This window comes from Allobosea sp. LjRoot90 (assembly GCF_964254315.1).
Taxonomy (GTDB): Bacteria; Pseudomonadota; Alphaproteobacteria; order Rhizobiales; family Beijerinckiaceae; genus Allobosea.
Genome location: NZ_CAXUTF020000002.1, coordinates 586,445 through 604,137 on the forward strand (window position 1 = coordinate 586,445; position 17,693 = coordinate 604,137).

18 protein-coding genes are annotated in these 17,693 nt (G+C 67.6%); 7 read left to right on the forward strand and 11 right to left on the reverse strand.

What is annotated here, in order from left to right; translation table 11 throughout:
* Positions 1 to 6: 6 nt before the first annotated feature.
* From ACSQ3M_RS09495 to ACSQ3M_RS09515, 5 genes are all read right to left on the reverse strand, one after another.
* A complete protein-coding gene (locus tag ACSQ3M_RS09495; RefSeq protein WP_436149813.1) occupies positions 7 to 516 on the reverse strand; it encodes an OsmC family protein in 510 nt (169 codons plus the stop codon).
* A 42-nt stretch (positions 517 to 558) separates the two neighbouring features.
* Entirely contained in the window at positions 559 to 1,272 is a 714-nt protein-coding gene (locus ACSQ3M_RS09500; protein WP_436149814.1) for an ATP-binding cassette domain-containing protein, read from the reverse strand.
* A gap of 161 nt (positions 1,273 to 1,433) precedes the next feature.
* Positions 1,434 to 2,216: an ABC transporter ATP-binding protein gene (locus tag ACSQ3M_RS09505; protein ID WP_436149815.1), complete on the reverse strand. Its 783-nt coding sequence runs from the start codon at positions 2,214 to 2,216 to the stop codon at positions 1,434 to 1,436.
* Positions 2,217 to 2,228: 12 nt separating this feature from the next.
* Positions 2,229 to 3,062 carry an ABC transporter permease gene (locus tag ACSQ3M_RS09510; protein ID WP_436149816.1) on the reverse strand — a complete coding sequence of 278 codons (834 nt, stop codon included), beginning with the start codon at positions 3,060 to 3,062 and terminating at the stop codon, positions 2,229 to 2,231.
* Between the two features lie 20 nt (positions 3,063 to 3,082).
* The gene (locus tag ACSQ3M_RS09515) at positions 3,083 to 4,048 is read right to left on the reverse strand and encodes an aliphatic sulfonate ABC transporter substrate-binding protein (protein WP_436150295.1); all 966 of its coding nucleotides are present in this window, start codon (positions 4,046 to 4,048) and stop codon (positions 3,083 to 3,085) included.
* A gap of 336 nt (positions 4,049 to 4,384) precedes the next feature.
* On the opposite strand from ACSQ3M_RS09515, the gene ACSQ3M_RS09520 reads away from it, so the two are divergent.
* The 3 genes from ACSQ3M_RS09520 to ACSQ3M_RS09530 all read left to right on the forward strand — a co-directional run bounded on the left by ACSQ3M_RS09520 (position 4,385) and on the right by ACSQ3M_RS09530 (position 8,505).
* Positions 4,385 to 7,150, forward strand: coding sequence for a [protein-PII] uridylyltransferase (locus ACSQ3M_RS09520; protein ID WP_436150296.1), 2,766 nt, complete (start codon positions 4,385 to 4,387; stop codon positions 7,148 to 7,150).
* A 95-nt stretch (positions 7,151 to 7,245) separates the two neighbouring features.
* Positions 7,246 to 7,869: a nucleotide exchange factor GrpE gene (grpE, locus tag ACSQ3M_RS09525; protein ID WP_436149817.1), complete on the forward strand. Its 624-nt coding sequence runs from the start codon at positions 7,246 to 7,248 to the stop codon at positions 7,867 to 7,869.
* A gap of 3 nt (positions 7,870 to 7,872) precedes the next feature.
* The gene (locus ACSQ3M_RS09530) at positions 7,873 to 8,505 is read left to right on the forward strand and encodes a trimeric intracellular cation channel family protein (protein WP_436149818.1); all 633 of its coding nucleotides are present in this window, start codon (positions 7,873 to 7,875) and stop codon (positions 8,503 to 8,505) included.
* On the opposite strand, the gene ACSQ3M_RS09535 is transcribed toward ACSQ3M_RS09530, so the two are convergent.
* The 3 genes from ACSQ3M_RS09535 to ACSQ3M_RS09545 all read right to left on the reverse strand — a co-directional run bounded on the left by ACSQ3M_RS09535 (position 8,497) and on the right by ACSQ3M_RS09545 (position 11,052).
* Positions 8,497 to 9,120 (reverse strand): alpha-ketoglutarate-dependent dioxygenase AlkB family protein, encoded by a 624-nt coding sequence (locus tag ACSQ3M_RS09535; RefSeq protein WP_436149819.1) that lies wholly within the window; start codon positions 9,118 to 9,120, stop codon positions 8,497 to 8,499. The genes ACSQ3M_RS09530 and ACSQ3M_RS09535 overlap by 9 nt on opposite strands.
* 8 nt (positions 9,121 to 9,128) lie before the next feature.
* Entirely contained in the window at positions 9,129 to 9,935 is an 807-nt protein-coding gene (gene dapB, locus ACSQ3M_RS09540; protein ID WP_436150297.1) for a 4-hydroxy-tetrahydrodipicolinate reductase, read from the reverse strand.
* Between the two features lie 142 nt (positions 9,936 to 10,077).
* Positions 10,078 to 11,052: a TIM44-like domain-containing protein gene (locus ACSQ3M_RS09545; RefSeq protein WP_436149820.1), complete on the reverse strand. Its 975-nt coding sequence runs from the start codon at positions 11,050 to 11,052 to the stop codon at positions 10,078 to 10,080.
* Between the two features lie 181 nt (positions 11,053 to 11,233).
* On the opposite strand from ACSQ3M_RS09545, the gene ACSQ3M_RS09550 reads away from it, so the two are divergent.
* Positions 11,234 to 11,542: a hypothetical protein gene (locus ACSQ3M_RS09550; RefSeq protein ID WP_436149821.1), complete on the forward strand. Its 309-nt coding sequence runs from the start codon at positions 11,234 to 11,236 to the stop codon at positions 11,540 to 11,542.
* A 465-nt stretch (positions 11,543 to 12,007) separates the two neighbouring features.
* On the opposite strand, the gene ACSQ3M_RS09555 is transcribed toward ACSQ3M_RS09550, so the two are convergent.
* From ACSQ3M_RS09555 to ACSQ3M_RS09565, 3 genes are all read right to left on the reverse strand, one after another.
* Positions 12,008 to 13,252, reverse strand: a complete 1,245-nt coding sequence (locus tag ACSQ3M_RS09555) for an amidase (protein ID WP_436149822.1) — start codon at positions 13,250 to 13,252, stop codon at positions 12,008 to 12,010.
* 122 nt (positions 13,253 to 13,374) lie between these two features.
* Positions 13,375 to 14,154 (reverse strand): SDR family NAD(P)-dependent oxidoreductase, encoded by a 780-nt coding sequence (locus ACSQ3M_RS09560; protein WP_436149823.1) that lies wholly within the window; start codon positions 14,152 to 14,154, stop codon positions 13,375 to 13,377.
* The gene (locus tag ACSQ3M_RS09565; RefSeq protein ID WP_436149824.1) at positions 14,154 to 14,852 is read right to left on the reverse strand and encodes a hypothetical protein; all 699 of its coding nucleotides are present in this window, start codon (positions 14,850 to 14,852) and stop codon (positions 14,154 to 14,156) included. The genes ACSQ3M_RS09560 and ACSQ3M_RS09565 overlap by 1 nt, the downstream gene beginning before the upstream one ends.
* 119 nt (positions 14,853 to 14,971) lie before the next feature.
* Between ACSQ3M_RS09565 and ACSQ3M_RS09570 the strand changes: the two genes are divergently transcribed.
* From ACSQ3M_RS09570 to ACSQ3M_RS09580, 3 genes are read left to right on the forward strand one after another with little or no spacing between them, the layout of a single operon-like run.
* The gene (locus ACSQ3M_RS09570) at positions 14,972 to 15,820 is read left to right on the forward strand and encodes an IclR family transcriptional regulator (protein ID WP_436149825.1); all 849 of its coding nucleotides are present in this window, start codon (positions 14,972 to 14,974) and stop codon (positions 15,818 to 15,820) included.
* Complete coding sequence (locus ACSQ3M_RS09575) at positions 15,817 to 16,632, forward strand: ABC transporter permease (protein WP_436149826.1); 816 nt, start codon at positions 15,817 to 15,819, stop codon at positions 16,630 to 16,632. The genes ACSQ3M_RS09570 and ACSQ3M_RS09575 overlap by 4 nt, the downstream gene beginning before the upstream one ends.
* A gap of 55 nt (positions 16,633 to 16,687) precedes the next feature.
* The gene (locus ACSQ3M_RS09580) at positions 16,688 to 17,680 is read left to right on the forward strand and encodes an ABC transporter substrate-binding protein (RefSeq protein ID WP_436149827.1); all 993 of its coding nucleotides are present in this window, start codon (positions 16,688 to 16,690) and stop codon (positions 17,678 to 17,680) included.
* Positions 17,681 to 17,693 lie beyond the last annotated feature (13 nt).

The window sequence follows — 17,693 nt, forward strand, 5'->3', positions numbered from 1 at the left end:
GTCAGCTCAGGCTGTCTGCAACACCGCGGACAGCTCCGGCTTGACGTTCAGGGTCTGGAAGACGACGCAATAGCGCTCGGTCAGCTTGAGCAAGGTATCGAGCTTCTCCTGCGGCGCATCAGTCTCGACGTCGAAGGAGAGGCGGATCGCCTTGAAACCGACCGCCGCATCCTTGGCGACGCCAAGCGTGCCACGGAAATCGAGATCGCCCTCGGCCCGGACCGTGCCCTTCTTCAGCTCGATCTCGAGCGCGGTCGCGACCGCCTTCAGCGTGACGCCGGCGCAGGCGACGAGCGCCTCGAGCAGCATGTCGCCGGAGCAGAGCTCGGCGCCGGAGCCACCGGTCGCAGGATGCAGGCCGGCGAGCGCGATCGCCCGGCCGGTCTCGACCTTGCAGGCGATGTGCTGGTCGTCGAGCTCGCCCTTGGCCTTCAGCGTGATCACCGCCGCATCCGGCGCCTCACGGTACTTGTCCTTGAGCGGGGCCTGCAAAGCGCGCAGCGCGGTGACGTCCATGATCGTAATCCCTGTGAAGCGGTGGCGTGCCTTGTAGCCGCTTCAGGCCGCCGCCTCTACGTCCGGCACGACATGGCGGCTTTCCTTTTCGAGTGCGCGCCGCAACTCGCGGCGCAGGGCGACGAAGCCGACGGAGCGCTCGTCGCGCGGGCGGGCCAGCAGATTGTCGAGACTGAAGGCGACCGGCCCCGCTCCTTGCGGCAGGACGAGGATGCGGTCGGCCAGGCGCACGGCCTCCTCGACGGAACCGGTCGCAATGACGACGGCGGGGCGCCCCTGCGTACACAGTTCGGGCAGGAAGGCCGCCAGCCGCTCACGAGCCTCGGCGTCGAGCGCCGCGAACGGCTCGTCGATCAGGAGCAGCCGTGGCCTGACCAGCAGGAGACGGGCAATGGCGAGCCGCAGCAATTCCTCGGGCGAGAGCGCCCCTGGCCGCTGCGTCGCCTGCGCGGCGAGGCCGACGCGAACCAGCACATTGGTGATCAGGCCCTCGCGCTCGAACGGCGTCGCCTTCGGCAAGGCAAAGGCCAGGTTCTCGGTGAGACTGAGCCAGGGGAAGAAGCGCGGCCGGGCGCAGAGCAGGCCGATCTCGGGCGTCGGAACCACCCCGTCATCGGATGCGAGACCCGCAAATCCTCGGAGCGCCGCCGAGCGCACCTCGATGGCAGCGCCGAGCAGCGCCACAATCTGGCCCGCCCCCGGGCGCGGCAGAGCATTGTCGGGAGAGCGGGAGAGGCTGTGAAGAGCGGCCGACATCAACTGACTCCTTCCAAGACAAGGCGGAGGGAGCGTCGACGGCATCAGGCCATCTCTTCGTTCCCACGCTTTAGCTGCATTTGTTTCGCGCCCGCAAGCTGAGGCTCAAATCGGCGCGTATGTCCTTTCATACGGTCTAGACGTCCGTTTTGTCAAACGGTCTACCACCACATGCCGGCACTCTCGGCCGTCTTGTGCTGGCGCGGCTCGCTGTCGGTGAGTGAGCGGTCGAGCGTGCGCAGCGCCTCGCGCTTGATCGCCTCGAAGGACGGCGAGAGCCGGTCGCGCGGGCGGGTCAGCGGATTGTCGAGCTCGTCGAAGATGCGTCCGGGCCGCGGCTGCATCACCACGATGCGATCGGCCAGCGTCACCGCCTCCTCGACATCATGGGTGACCATCACCACGGTCGGCCGGCTCTCCTCCCAGAGCGCGAGCAGATGGCCGTGCAGGCTGGCGCGCGTCGTCGCGTCGAGTGCCGAGAAGGGCTCGTCCATCAACAGGAGCTTCGGCCGGGTGACGAGGGCGCGGGCGATAGCGACGCGCTGCTGCTGGCCGCCGGAGAGCTCGCGCGGCCAGCGCGCCTCGTAGCCGGCGAGGCCGACGCGGGCGAGCGCGCCGGTGACGAGGCGGGAACGCTCCGCTGCCGGCAGAGAGCTGAGGCCGAAGCCGGCATTGTCGGCGACCGAAAGCCAGGGCAGCAGGCGCGGTTCCTGGAAGATCACGCCGACATCGGCCCGAGGCTCGGTGATCGCGGCATCATCAAGCAGGATGAGGCCTTCGCTCGGCCGGTCGAGCCCGGCGACGAGACGCAGCAGCGTGGTCTTGCCGCAGCCGGAACCGCCAACCAGCGCCAGGATCTCGCCGGCGGCGACGGAGATGTCGATACCGGCAAGCGCGCGGGTGCCGTCGGCATAGGTCTTGGCGAGACTGTCGAAGACCAGCATCAGCCGCGCCCCTCAGAGCCTGTCCCTGGCAGTGTCCTGCCAGGCGAGGAAAGGGCGCGTGATGGCGAGCAGCAATCCGTCGGCGAGCTTGCCGAGCACGGCAAAAGCGATGATCGCGGCGATGATCGTGTCGGGCCGGCCAAGCTGCTGGCCGTCGACCAGGAGATAGCCGAGGCCCTCGCTGGCGCCCATGATCTCGGCGGCGACGACGAACATGAAGCCGAGCCCGAGCCCGCCGCGCAAGGCGGTAAACCAGTCGGGCAGGATCGCCGGCAAGAGCACGCGCCGAACCATGGCGAGGCGACCGAGACGGAAGACGCGGCCGACCTCGACGATCTTGCGATCGATCGAGAGGATCGCAGCAGCGACGCCGAGATAGACCGGGAAGAAGACGCCGACCGCGATCAGCGCCACCTTCGAGGCCTCGAAGATGCCGAACCAGAGGATGAAGAGCGGCACCCAGGCGATCGAGGGGATGGCGCGCAGGGCCTGCAGGGTCGGGTCGAGCAGGCCGCGCGCCAGCGGCAAGGCGCCGGTCAGGGCCCCGAGCGCGGTGCCTACGGCGGCGCCGATGCCGAAGCCGGCAGCAACGCGCCAGAGCGTCGCCAGCGCATGGGTCCAGAGCTCGCCGCTGGCCGCGAGCTGCCAGAGCGTCTTGCCGACCACGCTGGGCGGCGGCATCAGCCGGCCATTGGCGAGACCAGCCCGGACCAGGATTTCCCAGATGATCGCGAGGACGACGGGCAGCAGGAAGCCGGCGAGCCGCAAGCCGATGCGGGAAGCCGGCCGCGCATGCGGCGCGGCCGGCTTCCCGTCTATGGCTTCTGCGATCTCGATCGAACTCATTGCGACGGGATCATGCCCGCTCAGTTCGTCGCGGCAAAGCGCTTGTCGATCAGCGCGTCGACCGTCGCCTTGACGTCGGCACTGGCCGGCAGGACGCCGGCCTGCTGCAGGGCGAGGCCCGCGGCGAGGATGGTTTCGGCCTGCGCCGGGCCGATCGTGCTGTGGGTCAGCTCGGTGCGGGTGAGCTGGCGCTCGATCACCGCGTCGGAAAGCTTGGTCGCCTCGACAAGCGCCTTCCTGACCTCGGCCGGGTTGGCGAGCGCGATGGCGCGCGCCTCCTCATAGGCCTTGAGCACCTTGCGGACGAGTTCCAGGTTCTTCTCGGCGAACTCCTCGCGGACATTGAGGACGCCCCAGGTGTTGTCGGCGGCTTTCCGGTGGAAGAGCTTGGCGCCGGCCTCGACCTCGGCGGCGGCCATCATCGGGTCGAGCCCGGCCCAGGCCTCGACATCGCCGCGCTCGAGCGCGAGCCGGCCGTCGGCGTGCTGCAGCAGCACGAGCTTGACGTCCTTCTCGGTCAACCCCGCTTCGGCGAGCGAACGAACGAGGAAGATGTGCGGATCGGTGCCGCGGGTGACGGCGACGCGCTTGCCTTTGAGCTCGGCGACCTTGGTGATCTCGCTCTTGGCGCCGGTGACCAAAGCCGTCCATTCGGGACGCGAATAGACATAGATCGACTTGATCGGGTTGCCGTTGATCTTGCCGATCAGCGCGGCCGCGCCGGCGGTCGAGCCGAAATCGAGCGAGCCGGCATTGAGGAATTCGAGCGCCTTGTTCGAACCGGCCGAGAGCACCCAGCGCACCTTGATGCCATCGGCCTCGAGCGCCTTTTCGAGGATGCCGCGCTCCTTCAGCACCAGGCTGACGGGGTTGTAGGTGGCGTAATCGACGCGGATTTCTTTGGGCGCCTGCGCCATGGCGCTGCCGAAGGCGAGCGAGGCTGCGGCAAGGCCGGCGAGCACAGCGCGGCGGGTCAAGGCTGAGATGATCGGCATGGCGTCCCCTTCGAAGACTTTGCGCGAAGGGATAGGAGGCGTTCTGGCCTCCGGCGCCCCCGCTTTAGCTGCACTTGTTTCGCGCCCGCAAGCTGCTGGCTCAAATCGGCGCGTGTCCTTTTTTTAGGTTCACACGTTCTGTTTGTCAAACAAGACGAACACCCATGTGAGATCAATATTTTCACATTGTATCTCGTTTAATTAAGGCTCTGCGCCTCGCCGCATTCGTGCTAGGAATCGTTGGCCGCCGCCTCTGCCGAAAGCCCCGAAGAGCCTCGTTCAGTGCCGCCCTCCCCCGACAAGCCAGCGCCCCGCCTCGCCGAGTTCATCGAGAATCCCACAGCTGCGGTCGGCAAGTTGGCGCGGCCGTTCGACAAAGGGGATCGCGACGGCCTGCGAAGCACCCTGATCAGTGCCCTGCGCGACAACCTCGAAGAAGGGCGCCAGTCGGCACGGGAGATCCTGGCCCGCACCCGCAACGGCCTGTCTTGCGCCAAGCGGCTCTCCGGCGTGATGGACAGCGTCGTCGCCAGCCTGCATGCGGCAGCGACGCGGCATTTCTATCCGGTCGAGAACCCGTCCGCCGGCGAGCGCATCGCCGTCGTCGCCGTCGGCGGCTATGGCCGCGGCACGCTGGCGCCGGGCTCCGATGTCGACCTGCTCTTCCTCTTCCCCGACAAGCAGACCGCCTGGGGCGAGAGCGTGGTCGAGGCCATGCTCTACCCGCTCTGGGACCTGAAGCTGAAGGTCGGCCATTCCGTGCGCTCGGTCGACGACTGCATCCGCGAGGGCCGGGCCGATATGACGATCCGCACCGCGCTGCTGGAAGCGCGGCTGATCTGCGGCGATGCGGCGCTGTTTGCCGATCTTGTCCGGCGATACGGCGCCGAAATCGCCGAGGGCACGGCCCCCGCCTTCACCGAGGCCAAGCTCGCCGAGCGCGAGACCCGCGTCGCTCGCGCCGGCTCGTCGCGCTATCTGGTCGAGCCCAACGTCAAGGACGGCAAGGGCGGCCTGCGCGACCTCAACACACTGTTCTGGATCGCCAAATACTCCTACCGCGTCGATGATTCCGCCGAGCTGGTCGAAGCCGGGCTGTTCGATGCGCGCGAGTTCGCGATGTTCCAGCGCTCAGAGGAATTCCTCTGGCGCGTGCGCTGCTGGATGCACTTCATCACCGGGCGGGCCGAGGAGCGGCTTTCCTTCGACCTGCAGCGCCAGGTCGCGGCCGCGATCGGCTATGCCGGGCGCAGCGGCCAGGCGCCGGTCGAGCGCTTCATGAAGGCCTATTTCCTCGTCGCCAAGGATGTCGGCGACCTGACCGCGATCGTCTGCGCCGCGCTCGAAGCCCGACAGCAGAAGCCGCGCGCCAGCCTGACCAGCCTGATCGGCACCTTCACCAAGCGCCGGCGCGTTCGGGCTCTAGGCCACCCCGATTTCACCCTGCGCGGCCAGCGCCTCGCCGTCATCGACGACGAGGCCTTCAAGCGCGATCCGGTCAATCTGCTCAGACTCTACGAGATCGCCAGCCGCGACGATCTCGCCATCCACCCCGATACAAGCCGGCTGGTGACGCAGTCACTCAGGCTGGTCACGCCGCAGTTGCGGCAGGACCGCGAGGCCAACCGCATCTTCCTGGAGATCCTGACCGCGCGCCGCTCACCCGAGGCGGTGCTGCGGCGGATGAACGAATCGGGGCTGCTTGGCCGCTTCATCCCGGATTTCGGCCGCATCGTCGCGATGATGCAGTTCAACATGTATCATCACTATACGGTCGACGAGCACCTGCTCCGTTCGATCGGCATTCTCGCCGAGATCGACTCCGGCAAGCTCGAAGCCGAGCATCCCCTGGCGAATTCGATCTTCGCGACGATCACCAACCGGCGCGCGCTCTATGTCGCACTCTTCCTGCACGACGTTGCCAAGGGCCGGCCGGAGGACCATTCAGTCGAGGGCGCCCGCATCGCCCGCAAGCTCTGCCCGCGGCTCGGCCTCACCGATGCGCAGACCGAGACGGTGGTCTGGCTAATCGAGAACCATCTGGTGATGTCGACCGTCGCCCAAAGCCGCGATCTCGGCGACCCCAAGACGATCGAGAGCTTCGCCGCGATCGTGCAGACGCTGGAGCGGCTGAAGCTCCTGCTCGTCCTGACCGTCGCCGACATCAAGGCGGTCGGCCCAGGCGTCTGGAACGGCTGGAAGGGGCAATTGCTGCGCACGCTCTATTACGAGACCGAGATCGTGCTCGCCGGCGGCCATTCCGGCATCGAACGCAAGGCCAGGGTCGAGCGCAAGCAGGAGGCGCTGGAGGCAAGGCTCGCCGACTGGACGACGGAGGAGCGAGACGCCTATCTCGCCCGGCACTATCCGGCCTACTGGCTCAAGGTCGAACCCGAGCGGCAGGAACAGCACGCGCGCTTCCTGCGCGAGGCCGAGATCGCCGGCCGGACGACTGCGACAAAGGTCGAAACCGATCAGTTCCGCGGCGTGACCGAGCTCACCGTGCTGGCGCCCGACCATCCGCGCCTGCTCGCTATCGTGACAGGCGCCTGCGCGGCGGCCGGCGGCAACATCGTCGACGCGCAGATCTTCACCACCACCGACGGGCTGGTGCTCGACACGATCTTCGTCTCGCGCGCCTTCGAGCGCGACGACGATGAATTGCGCCGGGCCGAGCGGATTGCGGCAGCAATCGAGCGCGCGCTCAAGGGCGAGATCAAGATCGCCGACCTCGTCGCCCAGCGCCGCACTCCGCCACCGCGTGGCGGGACCTTCCAGGTCGCGCCCGAAGTGATCATCGACAATGTCTTGTCGTCGCGGCACACGGTGCTGGAGGTCTCGGGCCTCGACCGGCCCGGTCTGCTCTACGATCTCACCACCGCGATCGGGAAGCTCAACCTCAACATCGCCTCGGCCCATATCGCGACCTTCGGCGAGAAAGCCGTCGACGTCTTCTACGTCACCGACCTCACGGGAGCGAAGATCACCTCGACCGGCCGCCAGCTGCTGATCCGCCAGGCGCTGCTCGCCGTGTTCAACCAGGAGCCCGACAAGCCGGCCGCCGCCAAGGCGAAGGCCATGGCCCGCGCTTGATTTCGCCCCGCCGAAGCCCGATATCGGCGACGAAGCCGGTGTGCCTCGAGGTTACGCCGCAATGATGCATGACGATCAACGATTGGGATGATGGAATGACGCAGAACCCTGCGAAGGACGATCCGAAGCCGGAAACCGAGAGCCAGGACACGGCAGAGACCGAGGCGGTCGAGACGCAGACGCCCGATCCGCTCGCCACGGCCGAGGCCGAGCGCGACGACTTCAAGGACAAGCTGCTGCGCACCCTCGCCGAGATGGAGAATTTGCGCCGACGCACCGAGCGCGAGATCGCCGACGCCAAGGCCTATGCGGTGACCAGCTTCGCCCGCGACCTGCTCGGCTCGGCCGACAATCTGCGCCGCGCGCTCGAAAGCTTGCCGGAGGCGGCCCGCGCGGCCGCCGATACTGCGGTGAACGCCTTGGTCGAAGGCGTCGAACTGACCGAGCGCGAGTTGCTGAAGACGCTCGAGCGCCACGGCGTGCGCAAGATCGATCCGCATGGCGAGAAGTTCGACCCGAACCTGCACCAGGCCATGTTCGAGGCGCCCGACGCCGCGATCGCCAAGGGCTTGGTCTCGAAGGTGGTGCAGACCGGCTACAAGATCGGCGAGCGGGTGCTGCGCCCGGCGCTGGTCGGCGTCTCGGCCGGCGCGCCCAAGCCCGCCGCCAACGGCTCGGGCAGCCCGGCCGCGGATGCCGGCGACAAGCCTGTGAACTGACAGGTGCTCGAAGCTGCGGGCGTCGTCGTCTTCGCCCTGACCGGGGCACTCGTCGCCGCCCGCAAGCGGATGGACCCGTTCGGCTTCATCCTGCTCGCCACCGTCACCGGCGTCGGTGGCGGCACCTTGCGAGACCTCCTGCTCGACCGGCGCGTCTTCTGGATCGAGGCGCCGTCCGACGTGATGCTGTGCACGGCCGTCGCCCTGACGGCCTGGGCCATCGCCTATTGCAAGCCGGGCATGCTCGATGGCTGGGGCGCCAAGCGCCTGCTGATCTGGGCCGACGCGGCCGGACTCGCGCTCTTTGCCGTGGTCGGAGCGCAGAAGGGGCTCGCATCAGGCGTTCCGATCGCCTCTGCGATCGCCTTCGGCGCGGTGACCGCCACCTTCGGCGGCATCATTCGCGATATCCTCGCCGGCGACCGGCCGATGGTGCTGTGGAGCCGCGATTTCTACGTCACCGCCGCAGCAGCCGGCGCCGCCACGACTGTCCTGCTCGCGCAAATGGGGCTGGACGCGAGGCTCGTCATGCTGGGCGGGCTCGCCGCGGGCTTCGGCCTGCGCGCCGGCTCGCTCCTGTTCGGCTGGTCGTTCCCGAAGCTGCCGGGCGACGACGCGCCGAACTCGTCAGCTTGACGGCTTCGTCACCCGCCGCAAGGTCAGATTGATCCGCCCTGCCTGCGGCAGCAGGCTCGACGATCCCGCAAGGATGCGGTCGATGCCGTGATAGGCGAGCCGTGCCTCTCCGCCGAAGGCGAGCGCATCGCCGGAAGCCAGCTTCAGCGAGATCGTCTTGCCCCCGCGGCTTGTACCGCCAATGCGGAAGATCGCGGTGTCGCCGAGCGAGAGCGACAGCACCGGCGCGTCGAAATCCTGCTCGTCGCGGTCCTGATGCAGACCCATCTTTGCGGTCGGCTCGTAGAAGTTGACCAGGCAGGCCTCAGGCGGATGCGGATAGCCTGCGAGGTCCTCCCAGGCGCGCAGCAGCCGGGCCGGGATCGGCGGCCAAGGCGCACCGGTCTCGGGATGCAGCGGCTGGTAGCGGTAGCCGCGCTCATCCGAGACCCAACCGAGCGCGCCGCAGTTCGTCATTTTGACCGAGAATGGTTTTCCGGTCTTCGGCATGCGCGGCACATAGAACGGCGCCTGCCGCGCCGCCTCGCGCAAATCGGCAACCAGCGCAGCCTGCTCGGCCGGATCGAGATAGCCTGGCCAATGCGTCACGCCAGGCGCAACAGCAAGCGCCGTCATCGCAGCACTCAGAACTTGTCGAGGCCGAGCACGTCGGCCATCGAATAAAGCCCGGGCTTGCGGCCGCGGCCCCAGAGCGCCGCCTTGACCGCGCCTTGCGCGAACAGGCTGCGATCCTCGGCGACGTGCGCGAGTTCGAGCCGCTCGCCGGCGCCGGCGAAGATCACCTTATGGTCGCCGACGACGGTGCCGCCACGCAGCGCGGCAAAGCCGATCGAGCCGGGCAGGCGGGCGCCGACCTGGCCGTCGCGCACGGCGACCCTGGATTCGACGAGATCGACGGCACGCCCCTGCGCCGCCGCCTCACCGAGCAGGACGGCGGTGCCCGAGGGCGCGTCGACCTTCATGCGGTGGTGCATCTCGACGATCTCGATGTCCCAATCGGTGCCGAGCGTCGCCGCCACCTTGCGCACCAGCGCTGCCAGCAGGTTGACGCCGAGGCTCATATTGCCGGAACGGATGATGGCGGCATGGCGTGCCGCCGCCTCGAGCTTCGCTAGATGCTGCGGCTCCATGCCCGTGGTGCCGGCGACATGGACGATGCGGGCCTGCGCAGCGAGGCCGGCGAAGGCCACCGTCGCGTCGGGGGTGGTGAAATCGAGCACGCCCTCAGCCTCGACGAAGGCGGCGAGCGCGTCGTCGCTGACCGTGACGCCGCTGGCGGGCAAGCCGGCGAGCACCGCGGCATCCTGGCCGAGCACGGGCGAGCCCGGCCGCTCGATCGCCGCGGAGAGCACGCAGCCTTGCGTGTCATGGATCGCTTTGACCAGCGAGCGGCCCATCCGGCCGGCGGCGCCGACGACGACGAGACGCATGTCGCTCATAGTGATCGCTCCAATCAGTATCCAGGCCGACGCCGGCCGGGCAGCGGAAGCCTATAAGGCGCTTCGCTGGCCCCCGAAACGAAAAACGGCCGGGCAGAGCCCGGCCGTGCAGATTTCGGGTGTGGTCGCCGGCTTATTCGACCGGCTGAATCCCCGCGACCTTCCACTCGCCGCCGCGCGAGCGCACGAAGGTCCAGTGCTCGATCACCTCGCGCGGGATCGTGGCGTGGCCCTCGACGACCTTGCCGCCATTGCGCTCGACCATGGCGGTGAGCAGGCTGAAGCGCATCGCGACGGTGGCGTAGTCGTAGCCGTCTTCGCGCCAGGATTCGGCGAGGTCGCCCTGCAGCAGCTTGACCTCGGCGGCACGCTCGATCAGGCCCTTGCGGGCGTTCTCGGCGAACTCTTCCTCAAGAGCGCCGGAAATCTCCGGCGTCGCGATCTGACGCAGACGGGCGACATTCTCATCAGAGATGGACGTCTGGACCTCGGACAGCAGGCGCTCGAAGCTGCCGTAGTCGGCACCGACCAGCTCGAACTCGACCGGCTTGGCAGCCGCCGTAGCGGCAGCGGCAGCGCCACCGCCGAGACCGCCGGCCATGGCCGGAGCAGCCTGCGGCTGATAGGCCTCACGACCGAGCGGCGCGCCAGCGCCGGCGAGCTGCGGCTCGCTGCGACGGCGGAACAGGCGCAGCGCCAGCCAGATCAGGCCACCGACCAGGGCAACCTGGAAGAGCAGGCCGAGCATGCCGGCAAGGCCACCGAAGCCGGCGCCCGAGAGCAGGCCGAACAGACCAGCGCCGAGCAGGCCGCCAGCGACGCCCATCATCAGGCTGCGCGCCATGGACGGGCGAGCCGCCTGCGCGGCGGCACCCGCTGCGCCTGCAGCCGGGGCGGCGGCCGTCGGGCCAGGCGCCTGCGTCGGGCTACGCTGGAACGAGGAGCCGGGCGCGGTCGGCGTCGGCGCGACCTGCGACTGGCTGCGCGAGCCGCGACTGCCGACGCTGCGGCCGCCCGGGGCGGCCTCGGCGATGATCGGCACCAGCAGAAGTGCGCCGGCGATGAGGGCAACGGCACGGCCACGACGGGCGAGCGAAATCAGAGACATGGTTCCTCCCGGAGCCGGATTGGCTCTCTGAACCCGGAATATGGTCGGGTCGTACGACTTTCGCAAGGTGAGCCTGCGGAGATCAGCGCCGCTGAGCCGACTATCCCACCATTGGGGGTTCGGCGCTGCCGTGCTATGGTTTCCGTCACGTTAGCCTTTAGGCGAACGACGGGAGCGAGCCATGATCCGATCCCCTCGGAGGCTACCCTGCTCAGGCGCAGCGGCGCTGCCCTTCTGGGCGCTCTTTGCGACAATCGCGCTACTGTTCCAAACCCCTGCCGTTGCGCAGGAGCGCGCGGCAGCCCTCGACAAGCCGCGCCTGGCACAGGCCCCCGAGCCCTATTGCTTCTGCTGGAGCGACGGCAAGAAGATCGCAGAAGGCAGCATGGCCTGCATCCGGACCACCATGGGCCGACGCCTCGCCACCTGCGGTCGTGTGATCAACATGATGTCTTGGGAAGTGACCCAGAATCCCTGCCCGGAGAGTTGAGCGGGCACCTTGCTGGATTCAAAGGAAAAGCGCCGCCGGGCCTCTCCGGCGACGCTTCTCAATTGGTTCATGGTCTTTCGACTGAGACTGACTTCCCCGTCAGAACGCTCCGATCACGATCGCCAGAACCAGCGCAAATGCCGCACCCATGGCCAACCGGTCGAGACTTAGCGCGAGGTTCATGAGAACTCTCCTTTGTCATTGACCTGACATGGAAGCTAGCAGAAACGACGGCCGCTGCAAGTGGCTGCGACGCCGCAGCGAGCGTCGCAGCAGAGAAACGTTCTTAATCAGCGGTTAAAGCATTGAACTGCTTTGTGGATAGTTCCGAACAAGACCTTCGCGCGGAAGGTTTTTAGTATTCCAAAGAGCAGTATAAATCCCTACCGCCACAATCGAGCCTGAGTTGTTGCGCTGCAATATTGTCCCAAGCGGGACCAGCGCCCAGCTTTCGTCGGGATTTTGTCACTGCGGCATCAGGATCAGGCGCTCGAGCGCACGCGCCACGGCGATGACCTTCGCATCCTCACCGAAGCGTCCGATGAGCTGGAATGAGACCGGAAGGCCGCGCGGGCCACGCATTAGCGGCACGGTGAGGCAGGGCGTGCCGAGCAGGGTCCAGAGCCGGTTGAACTTGGAATCACCGGTCGAAGCGAGGGTCTCCGGTGCCTCGCCCGGCGCAGCATAGGTGAGCACGAGGTCAACCTCGCCGAACCAGCGCTCGGCTACCCGGCGCCCGCGCCGGGAGGTGCCGCGCGCCGCATCGTATTCCTGCGGCGTGGTGGTACGGGCCTCGTCGAGATAGGCGCGCAGCTTTGGCGGCAAGGCCTCGCGATGATTGGCGTATTCCCAGGCGAGCGCCTGCGCCGCCTCCCAGTTCTGCAGCGGTCCGTGGGCATGGAAGGTCTCGCCGAGTTCGGCCGGCGTCGCAATGTCCAGGACGGTTGCGCCGCCTTTGCGTGCGAAATCGGCGATGCGCTGCAACGCACCTTCGCAAACCGGCTCGGGCTTGTCGGTGAATTCCTGGCGGCAGAGACCGAGTTTGAGCCCGTCCAATGTCGCCTCGGGCGCATCGAGATCGGCGCGGCCGGTCAGCGCCGCCAGGGCGAAGCCGAGATCATCGGCGCTGGCCGCCATCAGGCCGAGCGTATCGAGCGACCAGGAGAAAGGCTTGACCCCGACCGTCGGCAGAAGCCCATAGGAGGGTTTGATCGCAGCGATGCCGCAATAGGCGGCCGGACGGATCACCGAGCCGCCGGTTTGCGTGCCGATGGCGAGCGGGACGAGGCTGGCAGCGACCGCGGCGGCCGAACCTGCCGAAGAGCCGCCCGGACTCGCGGAGGGATCGTGCGGATTGCGCGTGGGAGCGGGGTCGAGGAAGGCGAAGGCCGTGGTCTGGGTCTTGCCGGCGACGGTCGCGCCTGCCGCCTTCAGCGCCATCACGATGGACGCATCGGCCTTGGGCCGATGGCCGTCATAGATCGACGAGCCCATGCCGGTCGGCAGATCGGCGGTATCGATGATGTCCTTGACCCCGACGGCGATGCCGGCCAGCGGCCCTTCTCCGGGCGAAAGCGTTTCCGGACGAGCCGCGAAAGCGCGCAGATCGCCGTCCCGCTCAACGATGCGCCGCTCGCTGTCAGCAAGGGCGGCCTGAGCCGACATCGCGCCATTGGCGACGCGGCGAGCGATATCGCGAACCGAAAGCATGAACTTGTCCCTGGAATCGCAGCCGAACGGCCGGAGCGGCCATGCTGGCACAAGCCCGGCGTCGGAAGGAAGCCAGGAACGGGACCTTGCAGACGGGGCATGCGCCTCGCGCGGCGCGGCGCTCAGTAGGTCGCGCGACCACCCGAAAGGTCGAAGATCCCGCCGGTCGAGAAGGAACAGTCGTCGGAGGATAGCCAGAGCACCATGCGCGCCACCTCCGATACCTCGACGAAACGCCCCATCGGGATGCGCGACATGATGTCGGCGCGCCGCTCGTCCGAAATCTCCTTGGCCATGGCGGTCTCGGCGGCCGCCGGCGTCACCGCCGTGACGATGATGCCCTCCTTCGCCGTCTCCTTGGCGACGCTCTTGGTCAGCGCGATCAAACCGGCCTTGGAGGCGGAATAGGCGGCCGCCTGCGCCATACCTTCCTTGCCCTGTATCGAGGCGATGTTGACGACATGGCCGCGCAAGGGATGTCCGTCCGGCGAGCGCCGCGGTTCCTGGCGCAGCATCCGGCCGACGACGGCGCGGGTGACGAGATAGGCGCCGAACAGGTTGACCTGCAGCACGCGCTGGAAGTTCTCCGGCGTCGTCTCCCAGATCGGTTTCACTTCGCCCAGCACGCCGGCATTGTTGATCAGGATGTCGATGCGGCCATGGCTGCTGACAGCAGCATCGGCGGCCGCCTCGACCGCGTTGACGTCACGGATATCGAGTTGGCGCTGGCTGGCGCGGCGCCCCAATTCGGCGACCGCCTGCGCCAGGCCGTCGGCGTCCTGATCCCAGAGTTCGACACTCGCGCCCGCCACGATCAGGGCATACGCGATGCCGCGGCCGAGCCCACCGGCGCCACCCGTGACGATCGCATGCCGGCCGGAGAGATCATGACGCACGCTCATCAGCCGGCACTCCAGGAGGTCTTGGTCCGGGTGATCTGGTGACGGTAGAGGCCAAGGGAGAAAGGGCCCTGGCCGCCGAGGGCCTCAAGTTCCTCAGCCGCAAGCTGATCGCGTGCCAGCGCGACGAATTCGGCCTCATCGCCCCAGCCTTCGACCAGCAGCACCCAGCGCGGCACGGCGTTGGCGATGCCGCGCACCTTCTGCTCGGCAGTGGCGATGCCGCTCGCCTCGGCATCCGCCGCCAGCAGGTGCACGGCGGCGACCCCGCGGGTGGCAAGCAGGTCCGGCACCAATCCGCGCAACAGCGCCGCCTTGTGGGCCGAGGCTATGTTATCAGGCACGTCGTAGCGAAAGGTCGCGATCAGCCCGCCCTGGGCCGGACCGCTGGTGTGGGAGACACGGCAGATCGCGCGCGCCACCGAGCGGAAGTGCTTCACCGCCGACTGCGTCCAGGGCGTCGGCGCGTTGACCCTCGCCGTGTAGTCCTGCCCTTTCAGAACTTCGAGGCTCTGGGCCTCATAGAGGTTGAAGAATTCAAGGTCAGCGTCGATCGCGACATAGCGGCGCCCGCGCAGGAAGCCGGGAATGCCGACCCGCTCCGGCATGTGCTCCTCGCCATGCCAGGCATAGAAATCTGCCCTGCCCTCCGGTGCGATATCGTGCCAGATCGCGACCGCCCCCTCACCTGCCAGGCTCATCGTTCCTCCATCGGCTCACCTGCGAGGCGCGTTGACTTGGCCTCGGCCCGTCTTTATACGGAAATGAAATCCAAATTGGAAATGATTTCCAATCTTAATCATAATGAGGGCGGAGACGGGTGACGATCGCGGCGGTCGAACGTGCATTCAAGCTGCTGGAGGCGCTGGCGGGTGAAGCCGATGGCGCCGATCTGACCGTGCTCGCCGAGCAGCTCGGCTTGCCGGTCAGCGCGACGCACCGGCTGTTGGCGACGCTGGCCGAGCGCGGCTTCGTCACCCAGGATGCGCAATCGGGCGCCTATGGGCTGACGCTGAAACTGTCGCAGCTCGCTTTTCGCAATCTCGACCTGCGCGGGCTGCCAGATGCCGGCCAGCTCGTCCTCGACGAACTCGCCCGCTCCACCCGCGAATATTGCCGCCTCGCCGTGGTCGAGGGCGAGAACCTGACCTGGATCGCGCGCGCCCAGGGCGCGACCGCCGGCCTGCGCTACGAGCCGCCGATGGGAATGGGCATCGTCCTGCACGCCACCGCGACCGGCAAGGCCTGGCTTGCTTCGCTGCCCGAGGCGGAGGCGCTGCGCATCGTCTGCGCGCGCGGCTTCGACGCGGAGGGCCGCGCCGGTCCGAACGCGCTCAGCGATGTCGACGCCTTGCGCCTGCATCTTTCTGAAACGCGAAGCCGCGGCTTCGCGCTCGCCATCGAGGAAGGCGAGATCGGCACCGTCGCGCTGGCGACGACCTTCCGTGCCGGGCCCGATGCGGGGGCGGCGATCGCCGGCACGCTCAGCGTCGCCGGGCCGCTGCCACGCATGCTTGAGCCGCGTCGCAGCGAGATCGCGGCGGCGCTCGCCACTGCCGCCCGGAACATGGCTGAGATCTGGCCGCTGAGGCGGCGACAGATCGGGCCCCTGCCAGCCGTTTCGACAGGGGCAGCCGGGCAAACGATGCCGACAGAGACATCAGCATGAGCAGCGACAGCGTCACCAGCGCGACCACAGGGACCGCACCGCAGGCTTCAAGCAAGATTGCTGCCTGGGTATCGGCCATCGCCTGGCCCCTGGCGAGCTTCGCCGTGCTGCTTGTCGCCTGGCAGCTGCTGGTACCGATGGCCGGCATCCCCGAATACATCCTGCCCGTGCCGAGCGCCTTCTTCGAGCGGCTCTGGCTCGACCGGGTGCTGATCTTCCAGCACACGCTGGTGACGGCGAACGAGATCGTGCTCGGCTTCCTGATGGCGGCGGTGGTCTCGATCCCGCTGGGTTACGTCATCGTCTCGGTCAGGCTGCTCGAAAAGGCGATCTATCCGGTCATCGTCTTCTTCCAGCTCGTGCCGAAGATCGCGATCGCGCCGCTCTTCGTGGTCTGGTTCGGCTTCGGCCTGTTCCCGAAGGTGTTGCTGACCTTCCTGCTCTGCTTCTTCCCGACGCTGGTCGCGAGCATGACAGGCTTTCGGGCGCTGGATGAACGGGTGCTCTATCTGACGCGTTCGATGGGAGCCTCGGCCTGGCAGACCTTCCGCTATGTCCGGGTGCCGGCGGCGCTGACCTACATCTTCTCGGGGTTGAAGGTCTCGGCGGTATTCGCGGCGACCGGGGCGATCGTCGGCGAGTTCGTCGGCGCCAATGCCGGCCTCGGCTATCTGCTCCTGCGCGGCACGAGCTTCCTCGACATGCCGCTGATCTTCGCCTGCCTGGTGGCGCTCAGCGTCGTCGGCATCCTGTTCAGCTACCTCGTCGACGGGCTCGAGGTGCTGCTGATGCCCTGGCAGCGCAAGGGCTGACGACCAAAGACACGACCGCCAATCCGGGCAAACCGGAACCACAGGGAGAACGACCATGCTGAGAAGGACATTGCTCACCGCCGCCGCCATGCTGGCGCTCGGCACGAGCGGCGCGCTCGCCCAGGCCGGCGGCAAGCCGATGAAGATCACGCTGAACTTCCTCGCGGCAGCGCCGAATGCCGGCTTCATGATGGCCAAGCAGATGGGCCTCTACGAGAAGGCCGGCATCAACCTGACGATCGAAGAGGGCAAGGGCTCGGGCACGACCGCGCAGATGGTCGCGACCGGCCAGACCGATGTCGGCTTCGCCGACGCTCCGGCCGCCATGCAGCTACGGACCAAGGGTGCGCCGGTGAAGATCATCGCACCGGTGCTGCAGACCAATGGCTTTGCCATCATCTCGCTGGAAGAGAGCGGAATCGCCTCGCCCAAGGACCTCATCGGCAAGAAGCTCGCGGTCCAGCCCGGCACGGCGCAGACGACGCTGCTCGACGCCATCCTCGCCAGCAACGGCATCGACAAGGGCAAGGTCGACGTCATCAACATCGATCCTGGCGCCTTCGTTGGCGCGCTGCTGGAGAAGAAGGTCGACGCCATCCTCGGCGGCGCCGATTTCCATTCGGTGCAGATCCGCGAGCGCGGCTTCAAGGTCCGCGACATCTTCTATCGCGATGTCGGCGTGCCGACGGTGGGCCTGTCGATCATCGCCCGCGACGACAAGATCAAGGCCGATGCCGAGCTCTACAAGAAGTTCATCGAGGCGAGCCTGCAGGGCTGGGACGCCGCCCGCAAGAACCCTGACGCTGCTGCCGACGCGGTCGTCGCGCAATTCCCCTCGGTGAAGAAGGCGCAGGTTCTGGCCCAGTTCGACGTCGTCAACAAGCTGCTCTGCGCGCCCGGCGCCCCTTCACTCGGCAAGGTGCCGGAGAAGAACTGGAGCGTGAGCTTCGACCTGCTGACGCAGTATCTCGGCCTGCCCAAGGACAAGCCGATCACCGACTACTACACGACCGAGCTCCTTCCGGCTTCGGCGCCGGCCTGCTCGTAGTCGACGAGGATAA